Here is a 21,784-nt window from a genome sequence, read left to right as displayed (position 1 = left end):
AGTATGAAGAAGATTACCGGTATAGCACTGTTGCTGATGATAGGATTCACATCTTATGCACAGCGCGCTTCGCATGTGGTGCTGATTACCATTGATGGCTTCCGGCCTGAGTTTTATACCGATGCCTCCTGGGGTATGGTAAACCTGCGGGCAATGAAAGACAGCGGCGCTTATGCAGATGGGGTAAACAGTGTATTCCCTACTGTTACCTATCCCAATCACACGTCGCTGATCACTGGTGTTACGCCGGCCAGGCATGGTATTTACTATAACACGCCTTTTGAACCCAACGGCGCCAGCGGGATCTGGTATTTTTATTACGACAGTATCAAAACGCCTACGTTGTTCGACGCTGTGCATAAAGCCGGTAGAAAATCGGCCAATGTAATCTGGCCGGTATCCGTAGGCGCACCGATCGATTACAACATACCGGATGTATGGTCCGTTGGTAAGAAGGACAGACGGGAGCTGATGGCCACCGTAACCAATCCGGTTTCGTTGTGGCAGGAAGTACAGGAGCATGCCACCGGTAAACTGGGCGAAAAGGATTTCACGATGGAAGATGAAGAACTGATCCTGGATGAAAATGTGGCGCGCATGTCGGCCTACCTGATTGCTACCTATAAGCCTGCTTTTACTACGCTGCACCTGGCCTGCACGGACCATTACGAACATGAACAGGGCCGCGACGGACTGTTGGTGAGAAAGGCGGTAGCCGGCGCCGACAGGGCATTGGGTACCATTATAGAAGCACTCAAACGGGCAGGGATATACGAAAGTACCACCATCATTGTTACCGGTGATCACGGTTTTGTGAATATCAGCAAAAACTTTTCCCCGAATGTATTGCTGGCGCAAAACGGATTGCTGAATAATGCCAAAACGGGCGACTGGAAAGCACAGTTCCATTCTTCCGGCGGAGCGGCTTTCCTGCATCTGAAAGATCCGAAGGATGTGGCTACACAGCAGAAAGTGCTGGCGTTGCTGAAAGCGCTGCCAGCTGCACAGCAGCAACTATTCCGGGTTATTACCCGCAAACAGCTCGATGCAGTGGGTGCTGATCCACACGCGGCCCTGGCTATTTCCGCATCTGATGGCGTAACCATTGGCGGCGCATCTACCGGGGAGCTGGTACGGGCAGCCAAAGGAGGAACGCATGGTTGTTTCCCGGATTTTAAGCAGATACAAACCGGCTTTGTGGCCTCCGGAGCCGGGATAGTGGCAGGTGCTCATGTGAAAGAAATGAACGTAACAGATGTGGCGCCGCTGGTAGCGCAACTGCTTGGGCTATCGCTGGATAATACCGATGGCAAAGTGCCGGCGGGTGTGGTAACAAAATAAAGCATTGAAAACGTAGCAATAGTAAGCGGGTGCCTTGTGAGAGGGGCGCCCGCTTTTTTTGTGGCGTTTAAGATGGCCTGAATTTATTTCTGAACAGGAGCGGGGTAGTGCCGGTATGTTTCACAAAGAAGCGGGAAAAATGGGTATGGTTTTCAAATCCCAGTTCATAGGCAATTTCCCGTATATGGAGGTCTGTATAATAGAGTATTCTTTTGGCTTCGGTTAAAACGGTATCCGCGATCCAGTGAGATAAGGGAAACCCGGTGGCTGTATGAACGCAGTAGCTGAGGTAGTCGGCGCTTATGTTTAGTTCACGCGCCATGCTTTCCGGTGTGGGCATGGAGCGGCCTTTGTCGGCCAGCGCTTCTTTGAAGCGGCTGGTAATCTTTTCCGGTTCGGTTTGTGCAGTGGCTGGCGTATTACACGGAGGATAACATGCTGCTGCTGTATGGAACAATGTTTCGAGTAAACTATGGAGAATGTTATTATAAAAAAGAGAGGGTTGGCTGAACTGCTGCAACAGCAGCTGGCAGAGCTGTTCCGGCATATGCAGTGAAGCTGCATCCAGCGGCTGGCATTGCCGGCTTATGGGTAAACTTTTAAACAGGTTGATGCACGCGGATGGGATAAGGAAGGCTTCAGCCGAAATAAGCCATCCCTGCAGATCTTCGACTTCTTTTAATACATGCACCTGGCCAGGATGAACAAAGGCGAAGGAAGGCGTAGTGATATGAAGCGGCTGCCCGTTTATTTCCAGGCTGCAATGGCCTTTCCGGAGTAGGAATAACAGGTATGCATCTTCCTGATGGTTGATTACGCCAATTTCCTGTATATAAATGCCACCGGTGGTAGCCGGTTTGAAGAAAGGGATAACAGTGTCTTTCATCGGTGAAAATTATTTACACCTGCAGGGCAGGTAAATTTTCATAGGCTGCCGGGGTTATTACTGTTGCGTCGTCGGGCTTTACTTTTCTGACAGAATTCACCGGCCAGCATTCCAGTTGTGTTGCGGGCAGTTCATACTGTATGATGGATCGTATATCCGTATCTGTTAGATCTGGTTGCAGCCATTGTTCTGCAAGTTCAGTCGTAAGCATCATGGGCATTCTGCCGGCGTTGTCGCCGCCGTTATGGATTTGTGCCATCAGTGGGTTAGCGGCGCGGGTTAACAGTGTGAAAGCGGGTATGCGTGCGGGTTTATCCACATCCCAGGAGTTAGACATTGCCCATAGTCCCGCTATGAAAAAGAGTTCCTGTTCTTTGGGTTTAATATAGTAGGCCACTTTGTTTTTCCATCCGGGAATATGCCGGTATTCAAAGAAGCCGCTGGCAGGAACGAGGCAACGCTGATGCCGGATAGCATTCCACATCGTACCATTTTCAAGAACTTTTTCGCTGCGGGCATTCAGGAAAAGTTGTCGCTGCCGTTTTACTTTTTCCAGGGTATCCAGCATTTTAGGTACGGGGCCCCAGGTATATTTTTCCAGTTTGAATCCGTTGTTGTTGGTTACCACCGGCCATTGCGGGTAAGACATCCCTATCTTGTGCCAGGTGGGATCGAAGTGGATATCCAGTTTGCCGCCGGGTTTCAGTCGCGGCAGGTATTTGAAAATGCTCTCTATGCTGGAGGTAAAAGCGATATCGTAACACATATTGATCTGTCGGGATGTTATAGCTGATAAAGGTACTTTTATTTCTGTATCTGTTCCGGTGCGCTATTTACGCATATCTACAATTACCGCGGTTACCACGCCCCACACCTGGAAGTCGGCATCTTCAGTGATAACAATGGGTTTATAAAAAGCATTTTCGGGGTGCAGTACCCAGCTGCGGCCTGCTTTTACGAGGCGTTTTACGGTATATTCCCCATTGAGCGCCGCCACCACAATATCTCCTGTAGATGGGCGGATGGAGCGGTCTACAACGGCCATGCAACCGTCGGGGATGCTGGCATCTGTCATGCTATCGCCTTTTACCCTGATAATGAAGGAGGTAGTGGGATTGGGCTGCAGGATACGGGAGAGATCAATCTGTTCTTCCTCGTAATCCAGGGCGGGTGTGGGAAACCCCGCGGGGACACTGGTATTAAAGAATGGCAGGGTGATGTGCGGGTCACTCAGTTTCAATACTTGCATATGACTATCGTTTTTGTGAATACTAATATTATTAGCAAAATAAAGCTAAAATTATTAGTTTATAAAATCCATTAACACATCGTTTGCAAAAGTGGAAATCTGCAACTGCAGCGGGTGAAAAGTAAGTGACAGGAGATCAGTGTGCTGTGAATTCCGGCTGCTAAAACAGGCGCAGTAAGTTTTTTTTGAGGAGGGGAGAAGGGAACATATCTAGTTAAATAATTAGCAATTATTGGCGGTTTATATATTTGTTAATCACTTGTTATTCACCGCATCCGGATTTTTTTTCTACACTCTCCCTATATCCCATCAATAACTTCATGCGCCGTTAAATTTTTAGGCGGCGATAATATTGTAAACCTCAGATAATCCTTATTTCTTATGGGCATTCAAATCAAAGCACTCCTGTTCTGCTGCCTGGCAGCTTTCACCTTCTTTGTACCTAATGAGCTGTCTGCAAAAGTTAAATCCAAAAAGATTGTCATCAATACCGAAAATGATGCACGGATCTATGTAGATGGAAAACTGGTCAATAACACCTCTACAGAAATTAAAGTAGCCGCGTATGCACAGGTGAATATCCGCGTGGAAAAAGTAGGTTTCATTACACAGGAAAGGAACTACATTAACGACGGAAAGCACACATTACCTTCTACAGATTATATTAAACTGGAGAAAGATGATGCTTACGAAAATTCAATGGTAACCAATCTCGCTAACCAGGATATCGACGTGCGGACCAGTCATGATGAAGAAAATTCCTGGAAGCTGATCAACCGGATCATTACCGGTTATTTTGATGTGATTGCGGTTACTGATAAAGCCACAGGATACATGTGTACTGCCTGGGTGGTAAAATCTTTTAAAGCAGCTACTATCCGTACCCGTCTTATTATCAAAACAGGAAACACAGATCCGCTTACCTACAAGGCGAAGCTGGTCAGCGAAATAGCCCCTCCCGGTGTTTCTGCCAGTTCTGATGAGTCATTCCGCAACTGGGACCGGCTGTTGCGTACTTTCGAAAATGTAGTGCCTGAACTGCAAAGCAGGCTGGCGAAATAAACGTGGAATTACTTACGAAAGGAGTATGGGAAACAACCATTTATACCAGTGGTTATATATAAGCGCTTATATTTAAATTTCCGGTTAATTCCAAAAAAAACCTTTGTTATTTCATTTTACTTCCTATTTTTGCACCTGAAATTATGATAACAAACAAACATACACATCACCACCATCATATCTTACCACAAGGGTAGGCAGGGGATGATTTGTGTATATCACCATATTACATCATCAACAGGGGCTTACCGCAGAGGTAAGCCCCTTTTTTTATTTTATCAGGGATGAAACTGAAAATTGCAATCCAGAAATCTGGCCGCCTGCACGACGATTCCATCAAGCTTTTGAAGGAGTGCGGCATCGACATCAACAATGGTGTTAATAAGCTGAAGACAGAAGCCACCAACTTCCCGCTGGAAGTGTTTTTCCTGCGCGATGATGATATTCCGCAATACATTGAAGATGGTGTGGCAGATATAGGAATTGTAGGAGAAAATGTAGTGCTGGAAAAACAAAAGCAGGTAAATATTGTTCAGAAACTGGGCTTTGGCAAATGCCGCTTATCTATGGCAGTGGAGAAATCAGTGGATTATACTTCCGTGAAAGACCTGCAGAACAAACGTATTGCTACCAGTTACCCGGTGATAGTGGAAGATTTTCTGCAACAAAACGGTATCACCGCAGAGATCCATGAAATCAGCGGCTCCGTGGAAATAGCGCCCGGTATAGGTTTGGCGGATGCCATCTGTGACCTGGTGAGCAGCGGATCTACCCTGTTCATGAATGGTTTGAAAGAAGTGGAAACAGTGCTGAAGTCGGAAGCCGTGCTGGCAGCCTGTCACAGCCTGAAGCCGGAACAACAGCTGTTGCTGGACAAACTTTTATTCCGCATCCAGGCAGTAAGGAAAGCAAAAAATAATAAGTACATCCTGCTCAATGCGCCCAATGATAAACTGAATGAAATTATTGGCCTGCTGCCGGGTATGAAAAGCCCTACAGTACTGCCCTTGGCAGAAGCCGGCTGGAGCTCTGTTCATTCAGTGCTGAATGAAAATGATTTCTGGGATATCATCGAAAGCCTGAAAGAGGCCGGTGCACAAGGTATCCTGGTAGTGCCCATCGAAAAAATGGTGATCTGATAAACTGAGTAAACGATGCAAATAACCAGATTTCCCGATAAAAGTTCCTGGAATACACTGCTGCAAAGACCTGTAATGGATACCTCCACGCTCGAAAAGAAAGTGAACGATATCCTCCAGGAAGTACGTACCGGCGGAGACGCTGCTGTCAGAAAATTTGCAGCTGAATTTGATAAAGTAACGCTGGACAATTTACAGGTACCATCCGCCGCTTTTGCTGCTGCAGAAGCCACCCTGGAACCCGCACTGAAAGCGGCTATCCAGCAGGCGGCAAAAAATATTACTACCTTTCACCGCGCACAGCAGGAAAAGGTACAGGTAATTGAAACCATGCCCGGCGTACAATGCTGGCGTAAATCAGTAGCCATACAAAAGGTAGGCTTATATATTCCCGGGGGCTCCGCACCGCTGTTTTCCACTATCCTGATGCTGGGAATACCAGCCATGATAGCTGGTTGTAAGGAGATAGTGCTTTGCACGCCTTCCCTGCACCCGGCGATATTGTACACTGCACAGCTGACAGGAATTGAAAAAGTATTTACAATCGGTGGTGTACAGGCCATTGGCGCTATGGCTTACGGTACGGAAAGCGTGCCGCAGGTATATAAAATCTTTGGGCCGGGTAACCAGTATGTTACCTGTGCAAAACAACTGGTAAATAAAAGCGGCGTAGCCATCGATATGCCGGCTGGTCCTTCTGAAGTGGCTGTGCTGGCGGATGATAGCTGTGTGCCGGCTTTTGTGGCGGCCGATTTACTGTCGCAGGCAGAGCATGGCCCCGACAGCCAGGTGGTATTGGTAACCACGAGTGAGAAAGTACTTACCAATGTGACTAATGCCCTGAATGCCCAGCTGGATGCACTTCCCCGCAAAGGCATTGCCACCGCAGCGTTGGGAAACAGCAAGATGATCCTGGTGAAGGATATGGACACTGCCATTGAAATGCTGAACACCTATGCGCCGGAACACCTGATCCTGGCCTGTGAAGGTGCAGAGAACCTGGCAGATAAAGTAACAGATGCCGGGTCCGTTTTCATGGGCAACTACACCCCGGAAAGCGCTGGCGATTATGCTTCCGGCACCAATCACACGCTGCCTACGAATGGCTATGCCAGGGCTTATAGCGGTGTTTCGCTGGATAGCTTCGTAAAAAAGATTACTTTTCAGCAGATATCTCCCGAAGGGCTGCAGAATATTGGTTCTACCATAGAAGCAATGGCAGCGGCAGAGGGACTGGAGGCACATAAAAACGCCGTTACCGTAAGATTAAAACAGCTGGAATACACCGGCTCAATAATAACAGATTAATTAATGCGATATGTTTAATCTCGATACCCTGGTAAGGGAAAACATAAAAAAACTGGTGCCTTATTCTACTGCCAGAGATGAGTTCAAAGGAGAAGCGTCCATCTTCCTGGATGCGAATGAGAATAATTTCGGATCTCCGTTGCCGGTGAATTATAACCGCTATCCTGATCCGATGCAATGGCAGCTCAAATACAAAATTGCCGATATCAAAGGCGTGCCCCCGCAGAATATTTTTATTGGTCACGGCAGCGACGAAGCCATAGACGTGCTTTACCGCTCATTCGTAAATCCGGGTGTGGATAATGTGATTCTTTGTCCGCCTACCTATGGCATGTATGAAGTAAGCGCGCACATCAACGATGCTGTTATCCGCAAGGTAACGCTGACTGAAGATTTCCAGCTGGACATTCCCGCGCTGCAACAGGCCATAGACGCCAATACAAAGCTCATCTTCATCTGTTCTCCCAATAACCCTACCGGTAATTCTATTAACCGTTCGGATATTGAACTGCTGTTGAATAATTTTGATGGTATTGTAGTGATAGATGAAGCTTATATCAATTTCTCCCGCCAGAAAACCTTTATACAGGAACTCACCGAATACCCGAACCTCGTGGTGATGCAAACGCTGTCGAAAGCATGGGGACTGGCCGGACTCCGTATCGGGATGGCTTTTGCCAGTGAAGATATTGTGAACACCTTTAACAAGGTGAAGCCTCCGTATAATATCAGCCAGGCTACCAATGAGCTGGCGCTCCAGGCATTGGAAAACGTGAGCCAGGTAAATGAATGGATCCGTGAAATAGTGATAGAACGCGACCTGCTCTCCGGCGCGCTGCTCCAGCTGCCGGAAGTACTGCACATTTATCCCAGCGACGCCAGCTTTATCCTGGTGAAAACCACCGATGCGAAAGGCATCTACAACTACCTTATTGAACAGGGAATTGTAGTGCGTGACCGTTCCAAAGTAGAGCTGTGTATGGGTTGCCTGCGGATCACCATAGGCACGCCGGCTGAGAACCTGCGCCTGCTGGAAGTATTGAAATCTTTTAACCTGAAAACAGCCACAACAGCATCTGCATGAAACGAGTGCTCTTTATAGACCGCGATGGTACCCTGATTAAGGAAGTGCCGCCAACTTACCAGATCGATAGCCTGGACAAAATAGAGTTTTATCCCAAAGTATTTGTGAATATGGCGCGGATCGCCGCTGAGCTGGACTATGAGCTGGCAATGGTTACCAACCAGGATGGTTTGGGCACCGCCTCTTTCCCGGAAGATACCTTCTGGCCTGCGCAGAACATGATCATGAAAGCGCTTGAGAACGAAGGGATCAAGTTTGATGAGGTGTTTATTGACCGCTCTTTTCCGGCTGATAATGCGCCTACCCGCAAGCCCCGCACCGGTATGCTCACCAAATACCTCGATGGCAGCTATGATCTGGCCAACTCTTTCGTGATCGGCGATCGTATCACCGATGTGGAACTGGCAAAGAACCTGGGTGCAAAAGCTATCTGGATCAATGAAGGCTCCGGTTTGGGCAGCGCAGAGATCAGCGATAACACGGCCGCCCTGCAATCCGTAATTGCCCTTGAAACCACCGACTGGAACCGGATCTATGAGTTCCTGAAGCTGGGATTAAGAACGGTAACGCATGTACGTAAAACCAATGAAACAGATATCAATATAGAACTGAACCTGGATGGTACCGGTAAAGCGGATATTCATACCGGGTTGGGTTTCTTTGATCATATGCTCGACCAGATTGCCCGTCATGGCGCCATAGACCTGAAGATTACGGCCAAAGGCGACCTGCATATCGATGAGCACCATACCATAGAAGATACCGGTATTGCACTGGGAGAAGCCATTGCCAAAGGTTTGGGTGATAAGCGTGGTATCGAAAGATACGGTTTCTGCCTGCCGATGGATGATTGCCTGGCCCAGGTGGGTATTGACTTTGGCGGTCGTAACTGGCTGGTATGGGATGCGGAATTTAAAAGGGAAAAAATAGGGGAGATGCCTACCGAGATGTTCTATCATTTCTTCAAATCCTTTTCAGATGGCGCCAAAGCAAACCTGAACATTAAGGCAGAAGGTGAAAATGAGCATCATAAGATAGAAGCTATCTTCAAAACCTTTGCCAAGTCCATCAAAATGGCGGTAAAGCGCAATCCGGCCAATATGCAGCTGCCTTCTACCAAAGGGGTGCTGTAGGACAGCGAAGATGCCACCACAAAAAAAATTTGCATTTTCTAAAAAAATGTTTCATTTTTGTTCTCGCTATGCAAAATATCATTACAAACAAACATTGGTGGTGGCACGGAATCAATTCCTGATCTGTGTTACAGTGCCATGTTTCGTTTAGAAATATATTTGGAAGGCCCGCTGTTACACAGCGGGCCTTCCGCTTTTTCAGCCCTTCCCTTTTTCAAATAAAACAAATACTTCACCCAATACATCATGCGTACCATCCAAGTAAAAACGAGATCCAAACAGATGCTGGCAGACATTTTCACGCCAGTGGGAATATATCTGCGGCTGCGCGATAAATTCCCGGGTTCTATTCTCCTCGAAAGCACTGACTACAGGGCCAGTGACAACAGTTATTCCTTTATTTGTGTGAAGCCTATTGCAGGTATCGAAGTTACTTCCACGTCGCACTTCGAGTTTAAATATCCCAACCTGCCTGTGGAAAAGAAAGAGCTGAAGAATAAGCAGCAGGTACTGGATGAAATGGAGAAGTTTCTGGGCAACTATTCTTTCACCGGCAAACACCCGGTACCAATGGCACAGAGCCTCTTCGGCTATACTACTTTTGATGCCGTACAGTTCTTTGAAACCATTGAATTTAATAAGAAGAAACAACAGGCAGGTAACACCATCCCGCTGATGCGTTACCGCTACTATCAATATGTAATAGCGATCAATCACTTTAAAGATGAACTTTATCTTTGTGAAAACCAGGTAGAGGGCATCGACAGTGAGTTTGAACTACTGGAGTCGCTTATCCGGCACAAAGATTCCCCCGGGTATCCGTTTGCCACTACCGGGGAAGAAGAAAGCAATATGACGGACGCGGAATATATGCAGATGGTAGAACAAGGCAAACAACACTGCTTCCGCGGAGACGTTTTCCAGGTAGTACTTTCCAGAGCTTTCCAGCAATCCTTCAAAGGCGACGAATTCAACGTTTACCGCGCCCTCCGCTCCATCAACCCCTCTCCTTATCTCTTCTTCTTCGATTACGGCGATTACAAATTAATGGGTTCCTCACCGGAAGCACAGATCGTGATTACAGATGGCAAAGCCACTATTCACCCCATTGCAGGTACTTTTCGCCGTACCGGGGATGATGAACAGGACAAACTACTGGCCAATAAGCTGTTGGAAGATCCGAAGGAAAACGCAGAACACGTGATGCTGGTGGACCTGGCAAGAAATGACCTCAGCAGAAATGCCACAGAAGTGGAGGTAGCTTCTTACAGACAGGTACATTTTTATTCCCACGTAATTCACCTGGTAAGCGAAGTAACCGGAAAGGTAGATCCAAAGCTGAATCCCTTCACCCTCCTGGCTTCCTCCTTCCCGGCAGGTACGCTGTCCGGCGCACCAAAATACCGTGCTATGGAAATCATTGATCAGTATGAACCCACTGCGCGTGGCTTCTACGGTGGTTGTATCGGCGCTGTTGGTTTCAACGGCAACTTCAACCACGCCATCATGATCCGCTCCATACTCAGTAAAATGAATACCCTGTACTATCAGGCCGGCGCCGGTGTGGTAGCCAAATCAGTAGCTTCTTCGGAACTGGAGGAAGTGAACAACAAACTCAATGCGTTAAAACAAGCCATTCTGCTGGCACAAAAAATTTAGTATGAACATCCTCGTTTTCGATAACTACGATTCATTTACATATAACCTCGTTCATCTCGTGGAAAAAATCATCAACGGTAAAGTAACCGTGGTACGCAATGATGAAATTCCACTGGAAAAAGTAAACGACTACGATAAAATCATTTTATCGCCCGGCCCCGGTATTCCGGAAGAAGCCGGATTGTTACTGCCGCTGATCAAAGAATATGCACCCACCAAATCCATTTTTGGGGTATGTTTAGGTCAGCAGGCCATAGGACAGGCTTTTGGCGCTTCTCTCACCAACCTGAAAGAAGTATACCACGGCGTAGCTACCAATGTGAATATTATTAAAGAAGATGGACGGCTGTTTAACGGTTTACCACGACAAATACTCGCTGGCCGTTACCACTCCTGGGTAATCGACGAATTTACCCTGCCTGCGGAACTGGTGATCACCGCCAAAGATGAAGATGGTTTTATCATGGCGGTACAACATAACAAGTATGATGTGAGTGGCGTACAGTTTCACCCGGAAAGTGTGCTTACCCCGCAGGGAGAAAAGATTGTAAGAAACTGGTTAAGCCTGTAAGAACAACAGGACGCCCGTTTTAACATTATCGAACACCCAATCAGCAAAATTCTTCCAAAAATGAAAAAGATTCTTAACTACCTTTTTGAACATAAAACTTTCAGCCGCGAAGCTGCCAAAGACATCCTGATCAGCATTTCCAAAGGGATGTTCAATGAAAGCGAACTGGCCGCTTTTATGACCGTATACCTGATGCGCAGCATCACCATCGATGAGTTGCTGGGCTTCCGTGATGCCTTGCTGGAACTCTGTGTACCGGTTAATCTCAACGGTTACGATGTACTGGATATCGTTGGTACCGGCGGGGATGCAAAAAATACTTTTAATATTTCTACCTTGTCGTGCTTTGTGGTAGCCGGCGCAGGCGCCAAAGTAGCCAAGCATGGCAACTATGGCGTATCTTCTGTAAGCGGCGCCTCCAATGTAATGGAGCTGGTGGGGTATAAATTCAAGAACGACGATGCCAAACTGAGAACAGAGCTGGAAGATTCAGGTATCTGTTTCCTCCACGCACCCCTGTTCCACCCGGCGTTAAAACATGTAGCAGGTATCCGCCGCCAGCTGGGTATCCGTACGTTCTTTAACATGCTCGGCCCCCTGGTGAACCCGGCGCTGGCCAAACATCAGCTGATCGGTGTGTACAGCCTGGAAATGGCGCGGGTATACAACTACCTGTTCCAGCAAACAGATAAGCAGTTTGTGATTGTTCACAGCCTCGACGGATATGATGAAATATCCCTCACAGCAGATACTAAAGTGATCACCAACAAAGGTGAACAGGACTGGACCCCGGAACAGCTGGGCAAACGTAAAGTTCACCAGGAAGATATTTACGGTGGTAACTCTACTGAAGAAGCCGCAAAGATCTTTATGAAGATTTTGAAAGGAGAAGGTACCTGGGCACAGAACTCCGTTGTTTTTGCCAACGCAGCAATGGGTTTGTACAGCCTCGGAAAATATAATTCGTATGAAGATTGCTTCGCCGCCGCGGTAGAATCCCTGGAGTCGGGCAGTGCACATAATGCGTTCAAAAAACTGATTGCTTTGCAGTCGTAGTACAGATAGTTTATCATGAAGAATATTTTAGCAGAAATTGTTGCTCATAAACACATCGAAGTAGCTGCCCGCAAACTGCAGCGCAGCGCGCAGGACCTGGAGCAGTCGCCGGCATTCCCGAGGGAAACCTTGTCGCTCCGCCATTTCCTGCAGCAACCGGAAAAAACGGGTATCATTGCGGAATTCAAACGCCGCTCTCCCTCAAAAGGAGTGATTAATGGTGATGTTACCGTGCAACAGGTAACCACGGCGTATACCCGTTACGGCGCTTCCGGGCTGTCGGTACTCACCGATGAAAAATATTTCGGTGGTTCATCCGACGACCTGCAACAGGCGCGCAGCTTCAACCAGATCCCGATTCTGCGGAAAGATTTTGTGATAGATGAATACCAGATACTGGAAGCTAAGGCGATCGGTGCGGATGTAATACTTCTCATCGCAGAATGCCTGGATGCCGCGCAGGTAGCACACCTGGCAGCTTTTGCACATAACCTCGGACTGGAAGTGTTGCTGGAAGTACACAGTGAAGCGCAACTGGAAAAAGTAACTGAACATACTCACCTGGTAGGGGTGAATAACCGCGACCTGATCACTTTCCAGGTAGACTTTAACCGCTCCTGTGAACTGGCCCCGAAAATTCCGGCCGATAAAGTTAAAGTGGCAGAAAGTGGTATCAACGATCCTGCGGCTATTGTAACGCTGAAAGCCGCCGGATTCCAGGGATTCCTGATAGGCGAGCATTTCATGAAACAGGAAGATCCGGCGCGTGCCTTTGAAAATTTTGTACAAACACTCAACGACCTGCAGCATAAATCATAACACTATGCGTATTAAAGTTTGCGGCATTACCAGGATAACTGACTTGCAGGCGCTGGTAGATAACAGCGTTGACTACGCAGGGTTTATTTTTTACGAAAAATCCCCTCGTTTTGCCGGTAACAAAATAGATGCAAGATCGGTACGGGAAACCACCCGCATCAAGAAAGCAGGGGTGTTTGTAAATGCGCCGCTGGAGCAGATCCAGCGTACCGTGAGCGATTACGCACTGGACCTGGTGCAACTGCATGGCGATGAAACGCCGGAGTTTTGCGCTGCTGTCCGCACATTTATTCCGGTGGTAAAGGCTTTTCGTATAGGTGACAACGTTAACTGGCAAACCGAAGTAGCGCCTTTTATACCGGTAACGGATTATTTCCTCTTCGATACCGCGTCCGTAAAAGGCTATGGCGGTACCGGCGAAAGATTTAACTGGGAGCTGCTGGCTGCTTATCCTTTTGATCATCCCTTCTTTTTAAGCGGGGGCATTAGTGCAGATCAGGCAGCAGAGATATTGGAGATGCAGTTGCCGGCGTTGTTTGCGGCGGATGTGAACAGTAAGTTTGAAGACAGCCCGGGTGTGAAAAACATCCCGCTAGTAAAACAATTTGTGAAACAAATTCATTCATCAATAATAAAATAGACGGTCATGGATATTGCGATTAATACCGGCAACTCCAGGTATCAGGTGGATAAGAATGGCTATTATGGCAGATTTGGTGGGGCATACATCCCTGAGATGCTGTATCCCAATGTACAGGAATTACAGTCCCAATACCTCAGCATCCTCAGCGATCCTACTTTTCAGCAGGACTTTGAAGCCCTGCTGCGGGATTATGTAGGACGCCCTTCCCCTTTATATTTTGCCAAGCGTTTGTCTGAAAAATATAAAGCGAAAATTTATCTTAAGAGAGAAGATCTGAATCATACCGGCGCACATAAAGTAAACAATACTATCGGGCAGATCCTGCTGGCGCAACGACTGGGCAAACGCCGCATCATCGCTGAAACCGGCGCTGGTCAGCATGGCGTGGCTACAGCTACCGTATGTGCGCTCATGGGCATGGAGTGCGTGGTGTATATGGGCAGCATCGACATAGAAAGACAGGCGCCCAACGTAGCCCGTATGAAAATGCTGGGAGCTACCGTAGTACCGGCCACCAGCGGCAGCAAAACGTTGAAAGACGCTACCAACGAAGCAATCCGCGACTGGATCAATAACCCGGTAAATACCCATTATATTTTAGGTACCGCTGCGGGGCCGCATCCATATCCTGATATGGTGGCCCGTTTCCAGTCGGTGATCAGTGAAGAAATAAAAAAACAGCTCCTGGAGAAAACCGGCAGCGAAAATCCTGACTATGTACTGGCCTGTATCGGTGGCGGCAGCAATGCAGCCGGCGCCTACTTCCACTACCTCGACAGGGAAGAGGTGAAACTCGTAGCAGTAGAAGCTGGCGGAAAGGGCGTACACAGCGGGTTTTCCGCCGCTACCACGCAGCTGGGCACCATTGGTATTATCCATGCCAGCAAAACATTGCTGATGCAAACCAACGACGGACAAATCGTGGAACCGCATTCCATTTCTGCAGGACTCGATTACCCCGGCATCGGACCGATGCACGCCCATTTGTATGAATCAGGCCGTGCACAGTTCCTGTCGGCTACCGATGATGAGGCACTCGCAGCGGCTTATGAACTGAGCCTGCTGGAAGGAATTATTCCTGCTATGGAATCGGCTCACGCCCTGGCTAAACTGAAAGACCTGCCCCTGAATACAGATGATGTAGTAGTGGTATGCCTTTCCGGCCGCGGTGATAAAGATCTGGATACCTATATCCGTCACATGAATAAATAAAATGGATTATGCAAAATCGTATTGATCAACTGTTTGCCGTTAAGCGGCACAACGTTTTAAATATATATTGTACGGCTGGTTTTCCGGAGTTAAATGACACCCTGCCGGTAATGACCGCGTTACAGCAGTATGGGGCGGATCTTATTGAACTGGGCATGCCCTTCTCCGATCCGCTGGCAGATGGCCCTGTGATCCAGGACAGCAGCACCAAAGCGTTGCAGAATGGAATGAGTCTTCACAAATTGTTTGAACAACTCACCAGCTTCAGGGATCGTATACAGGTGCCCGTTATCCTCATGGGGTATTTCAACCCGGTATTAACTTACGGTGTGGAAGCCTTTTGTGCAAAGTGTGCGGAAGTAGGGATAGATGGCATCATTGTGCCGGACCTGCCAATGGCTGAATATGAAAATGAATACAGACCTGTTTTTGAAAAGTATAACCTGCACCTGATTTTCCTGGTAACACCGGAAACCAGTGAAGAACGGATCCGTAAAATAGATAGTCTGAGTAAAGGTTTTATTTATGCGGTGTCTTCTTCCTCCACTACAGGAAAGGACAAGGATATGAAAGACCAGCAGGCTTATTTTGAGCGGCTGAAGCAGCTGCAGCTTAAAAACCCGGTTTTAATTGGTTTTGGTATAAAAGATAAAGCTACTTTTGAGGCAGCATCTGCATATGCCAATGGTGCTATTATTGGTACTGCTTTTATCAGGGCCATTGAGCACAGCAAAAATATTGACGAAACGGTGAAAACGTTTATTTCGGGAATAACTCAGTAATAACATGAAAACGGTTATCATAAAATATAACGCGGGTAATATCCGCTCTGTGCAATTCGCATTGGAGCGTTTAGGCGTAAACGGTACTGTTACGGATGATCACGAAGAGATCATGTCGGCCGACAAGGTGATTTTTCCCGGAGTGGGAGAAGCCAGCACGGCGATGCAGTACCTGAGAGAAAGGAAACTGGATGCTGTGATTGCCGGCCTGAAACAGCCGGTGCTGGGCATTTGCCTGGGAATGCAGCTGTTGTGTAAATATTCGGAAGAAAACGATACCAAATGCCTCGGTGTATTTGATGTGGATGTGAAACGTTTTCAGTCGCCGGTAGAAAACCTGCTGAAAATACCACAGATCGGCTGGAACAACATCACCGGTTTACATAGCGTAGTGTTTGAACACGTGCCGGAGAATTCCTACATGTATTTTGTGCATAGCTACTATGCCGCCCTCGGCGCAGATACAGTAGCCATCACCAATTACGTGATCAACTACAGCGCTGCTTTGCAGAAGGATAACTTTTATGCGGTACAGTTTCACCCGGAGAAATCCGCAGTAGCAGGCGCCCGTATTATTGAAAACTTTTTGAACCTGTAAGATGAATATCCGGAAAATCAGCGCAGATGATACGCTGCAACTCCGCAGGGATGTGTTGTATCCCAATGAGTCGCTGGACGCTGTAAAAGTAGACCACGATGCAGATGGATTACACTTCGGCGTTTTTGACCAGGGACAACTGGTAACAGTGGTATCCCTTTTCCTGGGCCGCGACAGTGCGCAATTCCGCAAACTGGCTACAGCGCAGGCTGCACAGGGGAAAGGCTTTGGCGAAGCGATACTGGCGCATCTGGCGGATATCTGTAAAAAAGAAAAAATAAAACTGCTCTGGTGTAATGCCCGCGATACCGCAGTAACATTTTATGACAGGCTGGGCTACACGACGAAAGGGGACTACTTTGTTAAAGGAGGAATCACTTTTGTTAGAATGGAGCTGCCTTTGGATCAGCAAAACATGACGACTAAGAAATTTGAAATTATACCTGCTATCGATATCATTGGTGGTAAATGCGTAAGGCTTACCCAGGGCGATTACAACCAGCAGAAAGTATATAACGAACATCCGCTGGAAGTGGCGAAGGAATTTGAAGCTATCGGTGTTCGCCGTCTTCACCTGGTAGACCTCGACGGCGCCAAAAAAGGAGCGGTGGTAAACTGGAAAGTGCTGGAGAGCATTGCCGGTAAAACCGGTTTGGTAACAGATTTTGGCGGTGGCATTAAAACAGATAAAGACCTGGAGATTGTATTTCAAAGCGGCGCAGCGCTGGCTACCATTGGTAGTGTGGCCGTGAAGCAACCGGAACTGTTTTTCAGCTGGGTGAAGCAATATGGGGCAGATAAAATATTCCTGGGCGCTGATGTGAAGGAAGAAAAGATTGCGGTAGGCGGCTGGCTGGAAACAACCGAGTTATCTGTATTCGATTTCCTCGAAAGTAATATCGCACGGGGCGTTACCAATATTTTTTGCACCGATATCGCTAAGGACGGCCTTTTACAGGGGCCGTCAATTGATCTGTATAAAAAAATTATAGAACGCTTTCCGGGTATTAACTTTGTGGCCAGCGGCGGCGTGAGCAATATTGAAGATGTGGCAGCCCTGCAGGAAATTGGCTGTAGTGGCGCTATCATCGGTAAAGCGATCTATGAAGGTAACATCTCTATGGATGCATTAAAAACATTCCTGTAAACTATTAGCACATGTTGACCAAACGCATCATACCATGCCTGGATATCAAAGACGGCCGTACCGTGAAGGGCATCAATTTTGAAAATATCCGCGATGCCGGCGATCCCGTGGAACTGGGTGCTTTATATGCTTCACAGGGAGCAGATGAGCTGGTGTTCCTGGATATAACGGCAACGAATGAACGGAGAAAAACGCTGGCGGAACTGGTAACAAACATTGCCCGTCATGTGAATATTCCGTTTACTGTTGGTGGCGGTATTTCTTCTGTAGAAGATGTTTACGTACTGCTGCAATCCGGTGCAGACAAGATTTCGGTGAATACCTCTGCTTTTAAAGACCCGGCGCTGGTAGACAGGCTGGCCCGCGAATTTGGCAGTCAGTGTATTGTACTGGCTATTGATACCCGCTTTGAGGACGGCGATTGGTACGTATACCTCAATGGCGGCCGCGTGAAAACGGATGTAAAAGCATTCGACTGGGCAAAAGAAGCAGTCGGCCGTGGGGCGGGTGAGATATTGCTTACCTCCATGAATAACGACGGCACGAAGAAAGGCTTTGCGCTGGATATTACCGGGCAGCTGGCACAGCACCTGAATGTACCTGTTATAGCCTCCGGCGGCGCTGGTACGATGGAGCATTTTACCGACGTTTTTGAAAACGCACAGGCAGATGCCGCACTCGCTGCGAGCATCTTCCACTATAAAGAAATAGAAATTCCTGCGCTCAAAACTTTTCTTTATAACAAGGGAGTGAACGTAAGATTTTAAGTGATACCTGAAACAAGTAAACAATGCAGATAGATTTTCAAAAGTCGCCCGATGGCCTGGTACCGGCCATTATACAGGACGCCATCACCAATAAGGTGCTGATGCTCGGTTATATGAACCGGGAGTCGCTGGAGAAAACCGTTTTGGATGGCAAGGTGACTTTTTTCAGCCGCTCAAAAAACCGTTTGTGGACAAAGGGAGAGGAGAGTGGTAATTTCCTGATCGTTAAAGACCTCATGGTAGATTGCGACCAGGATACGATTCTCATTAAAGCCAGTCCTGTAGGCCCGGTATGCCATACCGGCGCTGATACCTGCTGGGATGAAAAGAATGTAGACAACAACTTTCTTTCCACCCTGGAGAACATCATTACCGACCGGAAAAACAATCCTTCCGATAAATCTTATACTGCCAGTCTTTTTGCCAAAGGCATCAACAAAATTGCGCAGAAAGTAGGAGAGGAAGCCGTAGAAGTGGTGATTGAAGCCAAAGACAATAACGATGAGTTGTTCCTCAACGAATCCGCTGACCTGTTGTTCCATTACCTGATCCTTCTTCAGGCAAAGGGTTTCCAGCTGTCAGATGTTATATCGGTGTTAAAACAGCGGCATAAATAGTATACCGGCTTCGCCGGTTTTTAAATTGTCTTGCCCAGGATTTAACTGATTAAAATGATTTCGCTGATTTTATTTTTATTTATTAGAGGTTGATAACTAACTTATAAGCCCACTCATGAACAAAATCAAATCACGGTAATTACTTTAATCAGTTAAATCCTGGGCAAGACAATTTAAAAGCCGGCGAAGCCGGCAGCCATCTCCATAAAAAAATCTCTTCGTATATTACACCCCACTAACTAATTAAAATAATTCTTAATGAAACAGATTTTCCTGTTAGCCGCTGCGGTGTTGGTTTTCGCAGGTGCGGATGCCCAGCAGGTGTCGGGTATTGTGAGGGGAGGCAACGGCAAAACCATTTATCTTTTTAACGACCAGGATAACAACCCGGATGATTCGGCAGTGATAAAGAATGAGCAGTTCAGCTTCCGTGTGAAAGGTGGTAAGGAGCCTGCGGTGTATGCTTTGATATTGCGGGACGTAAATTACCCGTTGTTATTTGTAACAGGGAACGAGCCGGTTCAGGTTACTACTTCTGTGGCTACTTATCCCATTGCTACTTCCGTAAAGGGAAATGAAAATACGCTGGCGATGCAGGAGTACCAGAAAGCATTTGAGCCATTGATCAAACAGGCGCAGGAGCTGAATGAGGAAGCAAAACAGATCAATCCTGAAGACGAGCCGGGAAAGAATGCCTTCCGTAAGAAAGCGGAGACTTTCAGCCGGGAAGTGGTGAATACCGGTAAACAGTTTATTACCTCGCATCCGAAGAGTATTGCCAGTATCTGGCTGATGATGAACGAACTGCGCAGCAGGCTGGAGCCGGAAGAGTTCAGACAATTGTTTGAATCACTGGATAAGTCGGTGCAGGAAAGCCAGTACGGGCAGAGCGTAACCGCCTATGTAAAAAGTCTGAAAGCGAACGTGTTGAATGTGGCAGCCGACGATTTTTCGCAGGAGGATACCAAAGGGAAGCCGGTAAAATTATCGTCTTTCCGCGGCAAGTATGTATTGGTTGATTTCTGGGCGAGCTGGTGTGGTCCGTGCCGCCAGGAGAATCCCAATGTAGTAAAGGCTTATAACAGGTTCAAGGATAAAAACTTCACCATTCTGGGCGTTTCGCTGGATGATAACCGCGACCGCTGGTTGCGGGCTATTGACCAGGACGGATTGGCCTGGACCCAGGTATCTGATTTGCGTGGCTGGGGCAATGAAGTAGCCGTGCAGTATGGCGTTCAGTCTATTCCCACCAACTTCCTCGTAGATCCCACCGGGAAAATTATTGCCCGCAATCTGCGTGGGGAAGAGCTGGAGGCTAAACTGGAGCAGTTGCTAAAATAGCCGCTTATCAAAATCAGGTTGTTAATGACCGGCGGATTTTACAAATTTGTTATTCGTAAAACAAAAACCAATGAAAAAAGCGATTATAGGTGTTGCCCTTTTAGTGCCGGCGCTGATGTTTGCCCAGGATAAGAAAGGCGCGGCTGCAGGCAAACCATATACTATACAGGGAACTGTTTCCCAACAGCAGAATCCTGCTACTGTTTACCTCCGGATGCGTAAGGGCGGTGAGAACTTCATGGATAGTGCGCAGATCAAAGACGGTAAATTTACCTTTAACGGCACCCTGGAAGAAGCTGGTTTGGCCAGCCTGATGCTGGTGCAGAAAGGCACAGAAAAACCAATGTCGATGGGACGTGATATGCTGGCGGTTTTCCTGGACAAAGGCGTTATCACTATCAGCACTACTGATTCTATCAGCAAAGCTACTGTTACCGGTTCTAAAGCAAATGACGATTATAAAAATCTGAATGAGCTGCTGAAAGATGTAAATGAGAAAAGCGCTGCTTTGCAGAAACAATACCGCGAACTGGCAAAGAATAAAGACGAAGAAGGGATTAAGAAGCTGGAAGCAGAATATGACGCGTTAGACGTAGAAGAGAAAAAGATCGAGAACGATTTTCTTTCTAAAAATACCAACTCTCCCATTGCGATGTTCCTGTTAAACCAGGTAGCCGGTTATGATATAAAACCAGCTGAAGTTACACCGCTGTTCAAGAAATTAAGCAAGGAAGCGAAGAATTCACCTTCCGGTAAGGAATTCTCCAAACGTCTCGAATCTGCCCGTAAAACGGCTGTTGGTCAGCCTGCCATTGAATTTGCCCAGGCAGATGCCAGTGGTAAAGATATCAGCCTGTCGTCTTTCCGTGGTAAATATGTACTGGTTGATTTCTGGGCCAGCTGGTGCGGCCCCTGCCGTGCAGAAAACCCTAACGTGGTAAAAGCATACGATAAATTCAAATCCAAAGGCTTTGAAATCCTCGGCGTTTCCCTGGATGACAAAAAAGACAAGTGGCTGGCGGCTGTTGATGCAGACAAGCTCACCTGGACGCATGTATCCGATCTGAAAGGCTGGAAGAATGCAGCAGCAGACCTTTACGGCGTTCGCGCCATCCCGCAGAATGTACTGATCGATCCTAAAGGAAAGATCGTAGCAAAAAACCTGCGTGGTGATGAACTGGCCTCCAAGCTGGAAGAGATATTGAAATAATAATTTCCCTCCGGGAGAAATATATTAAGAGGTGCAAAGGTTCCATCCTTTGCACCTCTTTCTTTTTTAACAATCCTGCCCGCTGAAATCATCTTTCTGAAAAAATATTTGTTTATCTACGAAACTTTCGTAGATTTACGAAAGAATCGTAATTCAAAAA

22 protein-coding genes are annotated in these 21,784 nt (G+C 47.3%); 19 read left to right on the top strand and 3 right to left on the bottom strand.

Features of this window, described 5'->3' with window-relative positions:
• Nucleotides 1–3 precede the first annotated feature (3 nt).
• The gene (locus tag PV783_RS28230; RefSeq protein ID WP_420990427.1) at nucleotides 4–1,341 is read left to right on the top strand and encodes an alkaline phosphatase family protein; all 1,338 of its coding nucleotides are present in this window, start codon (nucleotides 4–6) and stop codon (nucleotides 1,339–1,341) included.
• 67 nt (nucleotides 1,342–1,408) lie between these two features.
• Here PV783_RS28230 and PV783_RS28225 read toward each other — a convergent pair whose 3' ends face one another.
• The 3 genes from PV783_RS28225 to PV783_RS28215 form a co-directional block, all read right to left on the bottom strand.
• Nucleotides 1,409–2,227: an AraC family transcriptional regulator gene (locus PV783_RS28225; protein WP_420990426.1), complete on the bottom strand. Its 819-nt coding sequence runs from the start codon at nucleotides 2,225–2,227 to the stop codon at nucleotides 1,409–1,411.
• 13 nt (nucleotides 2,228–2,240) lie between these two features.
• Nucleotides 2,241–2,993: an SOS response-associated peptidase gene (locus PV783_RS28220; protein WP_420990425.1), complete on the bottom strand. Its 753-nt coding sequence runs from the start codon at nucleotides 2,991–2,993 to the stop codon at nucleotides 2,241–2,243.
• 63 nt (nucleotides 2,994–3,056) lie between these two features.
• Nucleotides 3,057–3,476 carry a LexA family protein gene (locus PV783_RS28215; RefSeq protein WP_420990424.1) on the bottom strand — a complete coding sequence of 140 codons (420 nt, stop codon included), beginning with the start codon at nucleotides 3,474–3,476 and terminating at the stop codon, nucleotides 3,057–3,059.
• Between the two features lie 381 nt (nucleotides 3,477–3,857).
• On the opposite strand from PV783_RS28215, the gene PV783_RS28210 reads away from it, so the two are divergent.
• The 18 genes from PV783_RS28210 to PV783_RS28125 all read left to right on the top strand — a co-directional run bounded on the left by PV783_RS28210 (nucleotide 3,858) and on the right by PV783_RS28125 (nucleotide 21,624).
• Nucleotides 3,858–4,538, top strand: a complete 681-nt coding sequence (locus tag PV783_RS28210) for a hypothetical protein (protein ID WP_079470587.1) — start codon at nucleotides 3,858–3,860, stop codon at nucleotides 4,536–4,538.
• Nucleotides 4,539–4,822: 284 nt separating this feature from the next.
• Complete coding sequence (gene hisG, locus PV783_RS28205) at nucleotides 4,823–5,677, top strand: ATP phosphoribosyltransferase (protein WP_079470586.1); 855 nt, start codon at nucleotides 4,823–4,825, stop codon at nucleotides 5,675–5,677.
• Nucleotides 5,678–5,692: 15 nt separating this feature from the next.
• The gene (gene hisD / locus PV783_RS28200; RefSeq protein WP_420990423.1) at nucleotides 5,693–6,985 is read left to right on the top strand and encodes a histidinol dehydrogenase; all 1,293 of its coding nucleotides are present in this window, start codon (nucleotides 5,693–5,695) and stop codon (nucleotides 6,983–6,985) included.
• Nucleotides 6,986–6,995: 10 nt separating this feature from the next.
• On the top strand, nucleotides 6,996–8,069 hold the full coding sequence (gene hisC / locus PV783_RS28195) for a histidinol-phosphate transaminase (protein ID WP_079470583.1): 1,074 nt from the start codon (nucleotides 6,996–6,998) through the stop codon (nucleotides 8,067–8,069).
• Nucleotides 8,066–9,202: a bifunctional histidinol-phosphatase/imidazoleglycerol-phosphate dehydratase HisB gene (gene hisB, locus PV783_RS28190; RefSeq protein ID WP_079470582.1), complete on the top strand. Its 1,137-nt coding sequence runs from the start codon at nucleotides 8,066–8,068 to the stop codon at nucleotides 9,200–9,202. Before hisC ends, hisB begins: the two co-directional genes overlap by 4 nt.
• A gap of 246 nt (nucleotides 9,203–9,448) precedes the next feature.
• Nucleotides 9,449–10,861 carry an anthranilate synthase component I family protein gene (locus PV783_RS28185; RefSeq protein ID WP_079470581.1) on the top strand — a complete coding sequence of 471 codons (1,413 nt, stop codon included), beginning with the start codon at nucleotides 9,449–9,451 and terminating at the stop codon, nucleotides 10,859–10,861.
• A 1-nt stretch (nucleotide 10,862) separates the two neighbouring features.
• Nucleotides 10,863–11,432, top strand: a complete 570-nt coding sequence (locus PV783_RS28180; RefSeq protein ID WP_420990422.1) for an anthranilate synthase component II — start codon at nucleotides 10,863–10,865, stop codon at nucleotides 11,430–11,432.
• 60 nt (nucleotides 11,433–11,492) lie between these two features.
• The gene (trpD, locus tag PV783_RS28175) at nucleotides 11,493–12,488 is read left to right on the top strand and encodes an anthranilate phosphoribosyltransferase (RefSeq protein ID WP_336386700.1); all 996 of its coding nucleotides are present in this window, start codon (nucleotides 11,493–11,495) and stop codon (nucleotides 12,486–12,488) included.
• Between the two features lie 15 nt (nucleotides 12,489–12,503).
• Nucleotides 12,504–13,307, top strand: a complete 804-nt coding sequence (gene trpC, locus PV783_RS28170) for an indole-3-glycerol phosphate synthase TrpC (RefSeq protein ID WP_079470577.1) — start codon at nucleotides 12,504–12,506, stop codon at nucleotides 13,305–13,307.
• Between the two features lie 4 nt (nucleotides 13,308–13,311).
• Nucleotides 13,312–13,947, top strand: a complete 636-nt coding sequence (locus PV783_RS28165; RefSeq protein ID WP_420990421.1) for a phosphoribosylanthranilate isomerase — start codon at nucleotides 13,312–13,314, stop codon at nucleotides 13,945–13,947.
• Nucleotides 13,948–13,953: 6 nt separating this feature from the next.
• Entirely contained in the window at nucleotides 13,954–15,162 is a 1,209-nt protein-coding gene (gene trpB, locus PV783_RS28160; RefSeq protein ID WP_079470573.1) for a tryptophan synthase subunit beta, read from the top strand.
• A gap of 8 nt (nucleotides 15,163–15,170) precedes the next feature.
• The gene (gene trpA, locus PV783_RS28155; protein ID WP_079470572.1) at nucleotides 15,171–15,944 is read left to right on the top strand and encodes a tryptophan synthase subunit alpha; all 774 of its coding nucleotides are present in this window, start codon (nucleotides 15,171–15,173) and stop codon (nucleotides 15,942–15,944) included.
• A 4-nt stretch (nucleotides 15,945–15,948) separates the two neighbouring features.
• Entirely contained in the window at nucleotides 15,949–16,542 is a 594-nt protein-coding gene (gene hisH, locus PV783_RS28150; RefSeq protein WP_111577767.1) for an imidazole glycerol phosphate synthase subunit HisH, read from the top strand.
• A gap of 1 nt (nucleotide 16,543) precedes the next feature.
• Nucleotides 16,544–17,689 carry a 1-(5-phosphoribosyl)-5-[(5-phosphoribosylamino)methylideneamino]imidazole-4-carboxamide isomerase gene (hisA, locus tag PV783_RS28145; protein ID WP_420990420.1) on the top strand — a complete coding sequence of 382 codons (1,146 nt, stop codon included), beginning with the start codon at nucleotides 16,544–16,546 and terminating at the stop codon, nucleotides 17,687–17,689.
• Between the two features lie 11 nt (nucleotides 17,690–17,700).
• Nucleotides 17,701–18,456, top strand: a complete 756-nt coding sequence (gene hisF / locus PV783_RS28140) for an imidazole glycerol phosphate synthase subunit HisF (protein WP_079470569.1) — start codon at nucleotides 17,701–17,703, stop codon at nucleotides 18,454–18,456.
• 23 nt (nucleotides 18,457–18,479) lie between these two features.
• Nucleotides 18,480–19,073: a bifunctional phosphoribosyl-AMP cyclohydrolase/phosphoribosyl-ATP diphosphatase HisIE gene (hisIE, locus tag PV783_RS28135; protein ID WP_420990419.1), complete on the top strand. Its 594-nt coding sequence runs from the start codon at nucleotides 18,480–18,482 to the stop codon at nucleotides 19,071–19,073.
• Between the two features lie 258 nt (nucleotides 19,074–19,331).
• Nucleotides 19,332–20,414, top strand: a complete 1,083-nt coding sequence (locus tag PV783_RS28130; RefSeq protein WP_420990418.1) for a redoxin domain-containing protein — start codon at nucleotides 19,332–19,334, stop codon at nucleotides 20,412–20,414.
• Nucleotides 20,415–20,484: 70 nt separating this feature from the next.
• The gene (locus PV783_RS28125; protein ID WP_079470566.1) at nucleotides 20,485–21,624 is read left to right on the top strand and encodes an AhpC/TSA family protein; all 1,140 of its coding nucleotides are present in this window, start codon (nucleotides 20,485–20,487) and stop codon (nucleotides 21,622–21,624) included.
• The last annotated feature ends 160 nt before the right edge of the window (nucleotides 21,625–21,784 follow it).

Source organism: Chitinophaga sp. CC14, assembly GCF_048957795.1.
Taxonomy (GTDB): domain Bacteria; phylum Bacteroidota; class Bacteroidia; order Chitinophagales; family Chitinophagaceae; genus Chitinophaga; species Chitinophaga ginsengisegetis.
This window is presented reverse-complemented; position numbering and strand designations above follow the sequence as displayed.

What these genes read in the sequence shown, in the direction of transcription:
- PV783_RS28210 (WP_079470587.1), top strand. Translation starts at nt 3,858, where the DNA reads ATGGGCATTCAAATCAAAGCACTCCTGTTCTGCTGCCTGGCAGCTTTC.
- PV783_RS28185 (WP_079470581.1), top strand. Translation starts at nt 9,449, where the DNA reads ATGCGTACCATCCAAGTAAAAACGAGATCCAAACAGATGCTGGCAGAC.
- hisF (WP_079470569.1), top strand. Translation starts at nt 17,701, where the DNA reads ATGTTGACCAAACGCATCATACCATGCCTGGATATCAAAGACGGCCGT.
- hisB (WP_079470582.1), top strand. Translation starts at nt 8,066, where the DNA reads ATGAAACGAGTGCTCTTTATAGACCGCGATGGTACCCTGATTAAGGAA.
- trpB (WP_079470573.1), top strand. Translation starts at nt 13,954, where the DNA reads ATGGATATTGCGATTAATACCGGCAACTCCAGGTATCAGGTGGATAAG.
- hisC (WP_079470583.1), top strand. Translation starts at nt 6,996, where the DNA reads ATGTTTAATCTCGATACCCTGGTAAGGGAAAACATAAAAAAACTGGTG.
- PV783_RS28165 (WP_420990421.1), top strand. Translation starts at nt 13,312, where the DNA reads ATGCGTATTAAAGTTTGCGGCATTACCAGGATAACTGACTTGCAGGCG.
- PV783_RS28215 (WP_420990424.1), bottom strand. Translation starts at nt 3,476, where the DNA reads ATGCAAGTATTGAAACTGAGTGACCCGCACATCACCCTGCCATTCTTT.
- hisH (WP_111577767.1), top strand. Translation starts at nt 15,949, where the DNA reads ATGAAAACGGTTATCATAAAATATAACGCGGGTAATATCCGCTCTGTG.
- hisIE (WP_420990419.1), top strand. Translation starts at nt 18,480, where the DNA reads ATGCAGATAGATTTTCAAAAGTCGCCCGATGGCCTGGTACCGGCCATT.
- trpD (WP_336386700.1), top strand. Translation starts at nt 11,493, where the DNA reads ATGAAAAAGATTCTTAACTACCTTTTTGAACATAAAACTTTCAGCCGC.
- PV783_RS28230 (WP_420990427.1), top strand. Translation starts at nt 4, where the DNA reads ATGAAGAAGATTACCGGTATAGCACTGTTGCTGATGATAGGATTCACA.
- hisA (WP_420990420.1), top strand. Translation starts at nt 16,544, where the DNA reads ATGAATATCCGGAAAATCAGCGCAGATGATACGCTGCAACTCCGCAGG.
- trpA (WP_079470572.1), top strand. Translation starts at nt 15,171, where the DNA reads ATGCAAAATCGTATTGATCAACTGTTTGCCGTTAAGCGGCACAACGTT.
- PV783_RS28180 (WP_420990422.1), top strand. Translation starts at nt 10,863, where the DNA reads ATGAACATCCTCGTTTTCGATAACTACGATTCATTTACATATAACCTC.
- PV783_RS28225 (WP_420990426.1), bottom strand. Translation starts at nt 2,227, where the DNA reads ATGAAAGACACTGTTATCCCTTTCTTCAAACCGGCTACCACCGGTGGC.
- hisD (WP_420990423.1), top strand. Translation starts at nt 5,693, where the DNA reads ATGCAAATAACCAGATTTCCCGATAAAAGTTCCTGGAATACACTGCTG.
- trpC (WP_079470577.1), top strand. Translation starts at nt 12,504, where the DNA reads ATGAAGAATATTTTAGCAGAAATTGTTGCTCATAAACACATCGAAGTA.
- hisG (WP_079470586.1), top strand. Translation starts at nt 4,823, where the DNA reads ATGAAACTGAAAATTGCAATCCAGAAATCTGGCCGCCTGCACGACGAT.
- PV783_RS28220 (WP_420990425.1), bottom strand. Translation starts at nt 2,993, where the DNA reads ATGTGTTACGATATCGCTTTTACCTCCAGCATAGAGAGCATTTTCAAA.
- PV783_RS28125 (WP_079470566.1), top strand. Translation starts at nt 20,485, where the DNA reads ATGAAAAAAGCGATTATAGGTGTTGCCCTTTTAGTGCCGGCGCTGATG.
- PV783_RS28130 (WP_420990418.1), top strand. Translation starts at nt 19,332, where the DNA reads ATGAAACAGATTTTCCTGTTAGCCGCTGCGGTGTTGGTTTTCGCAGGT.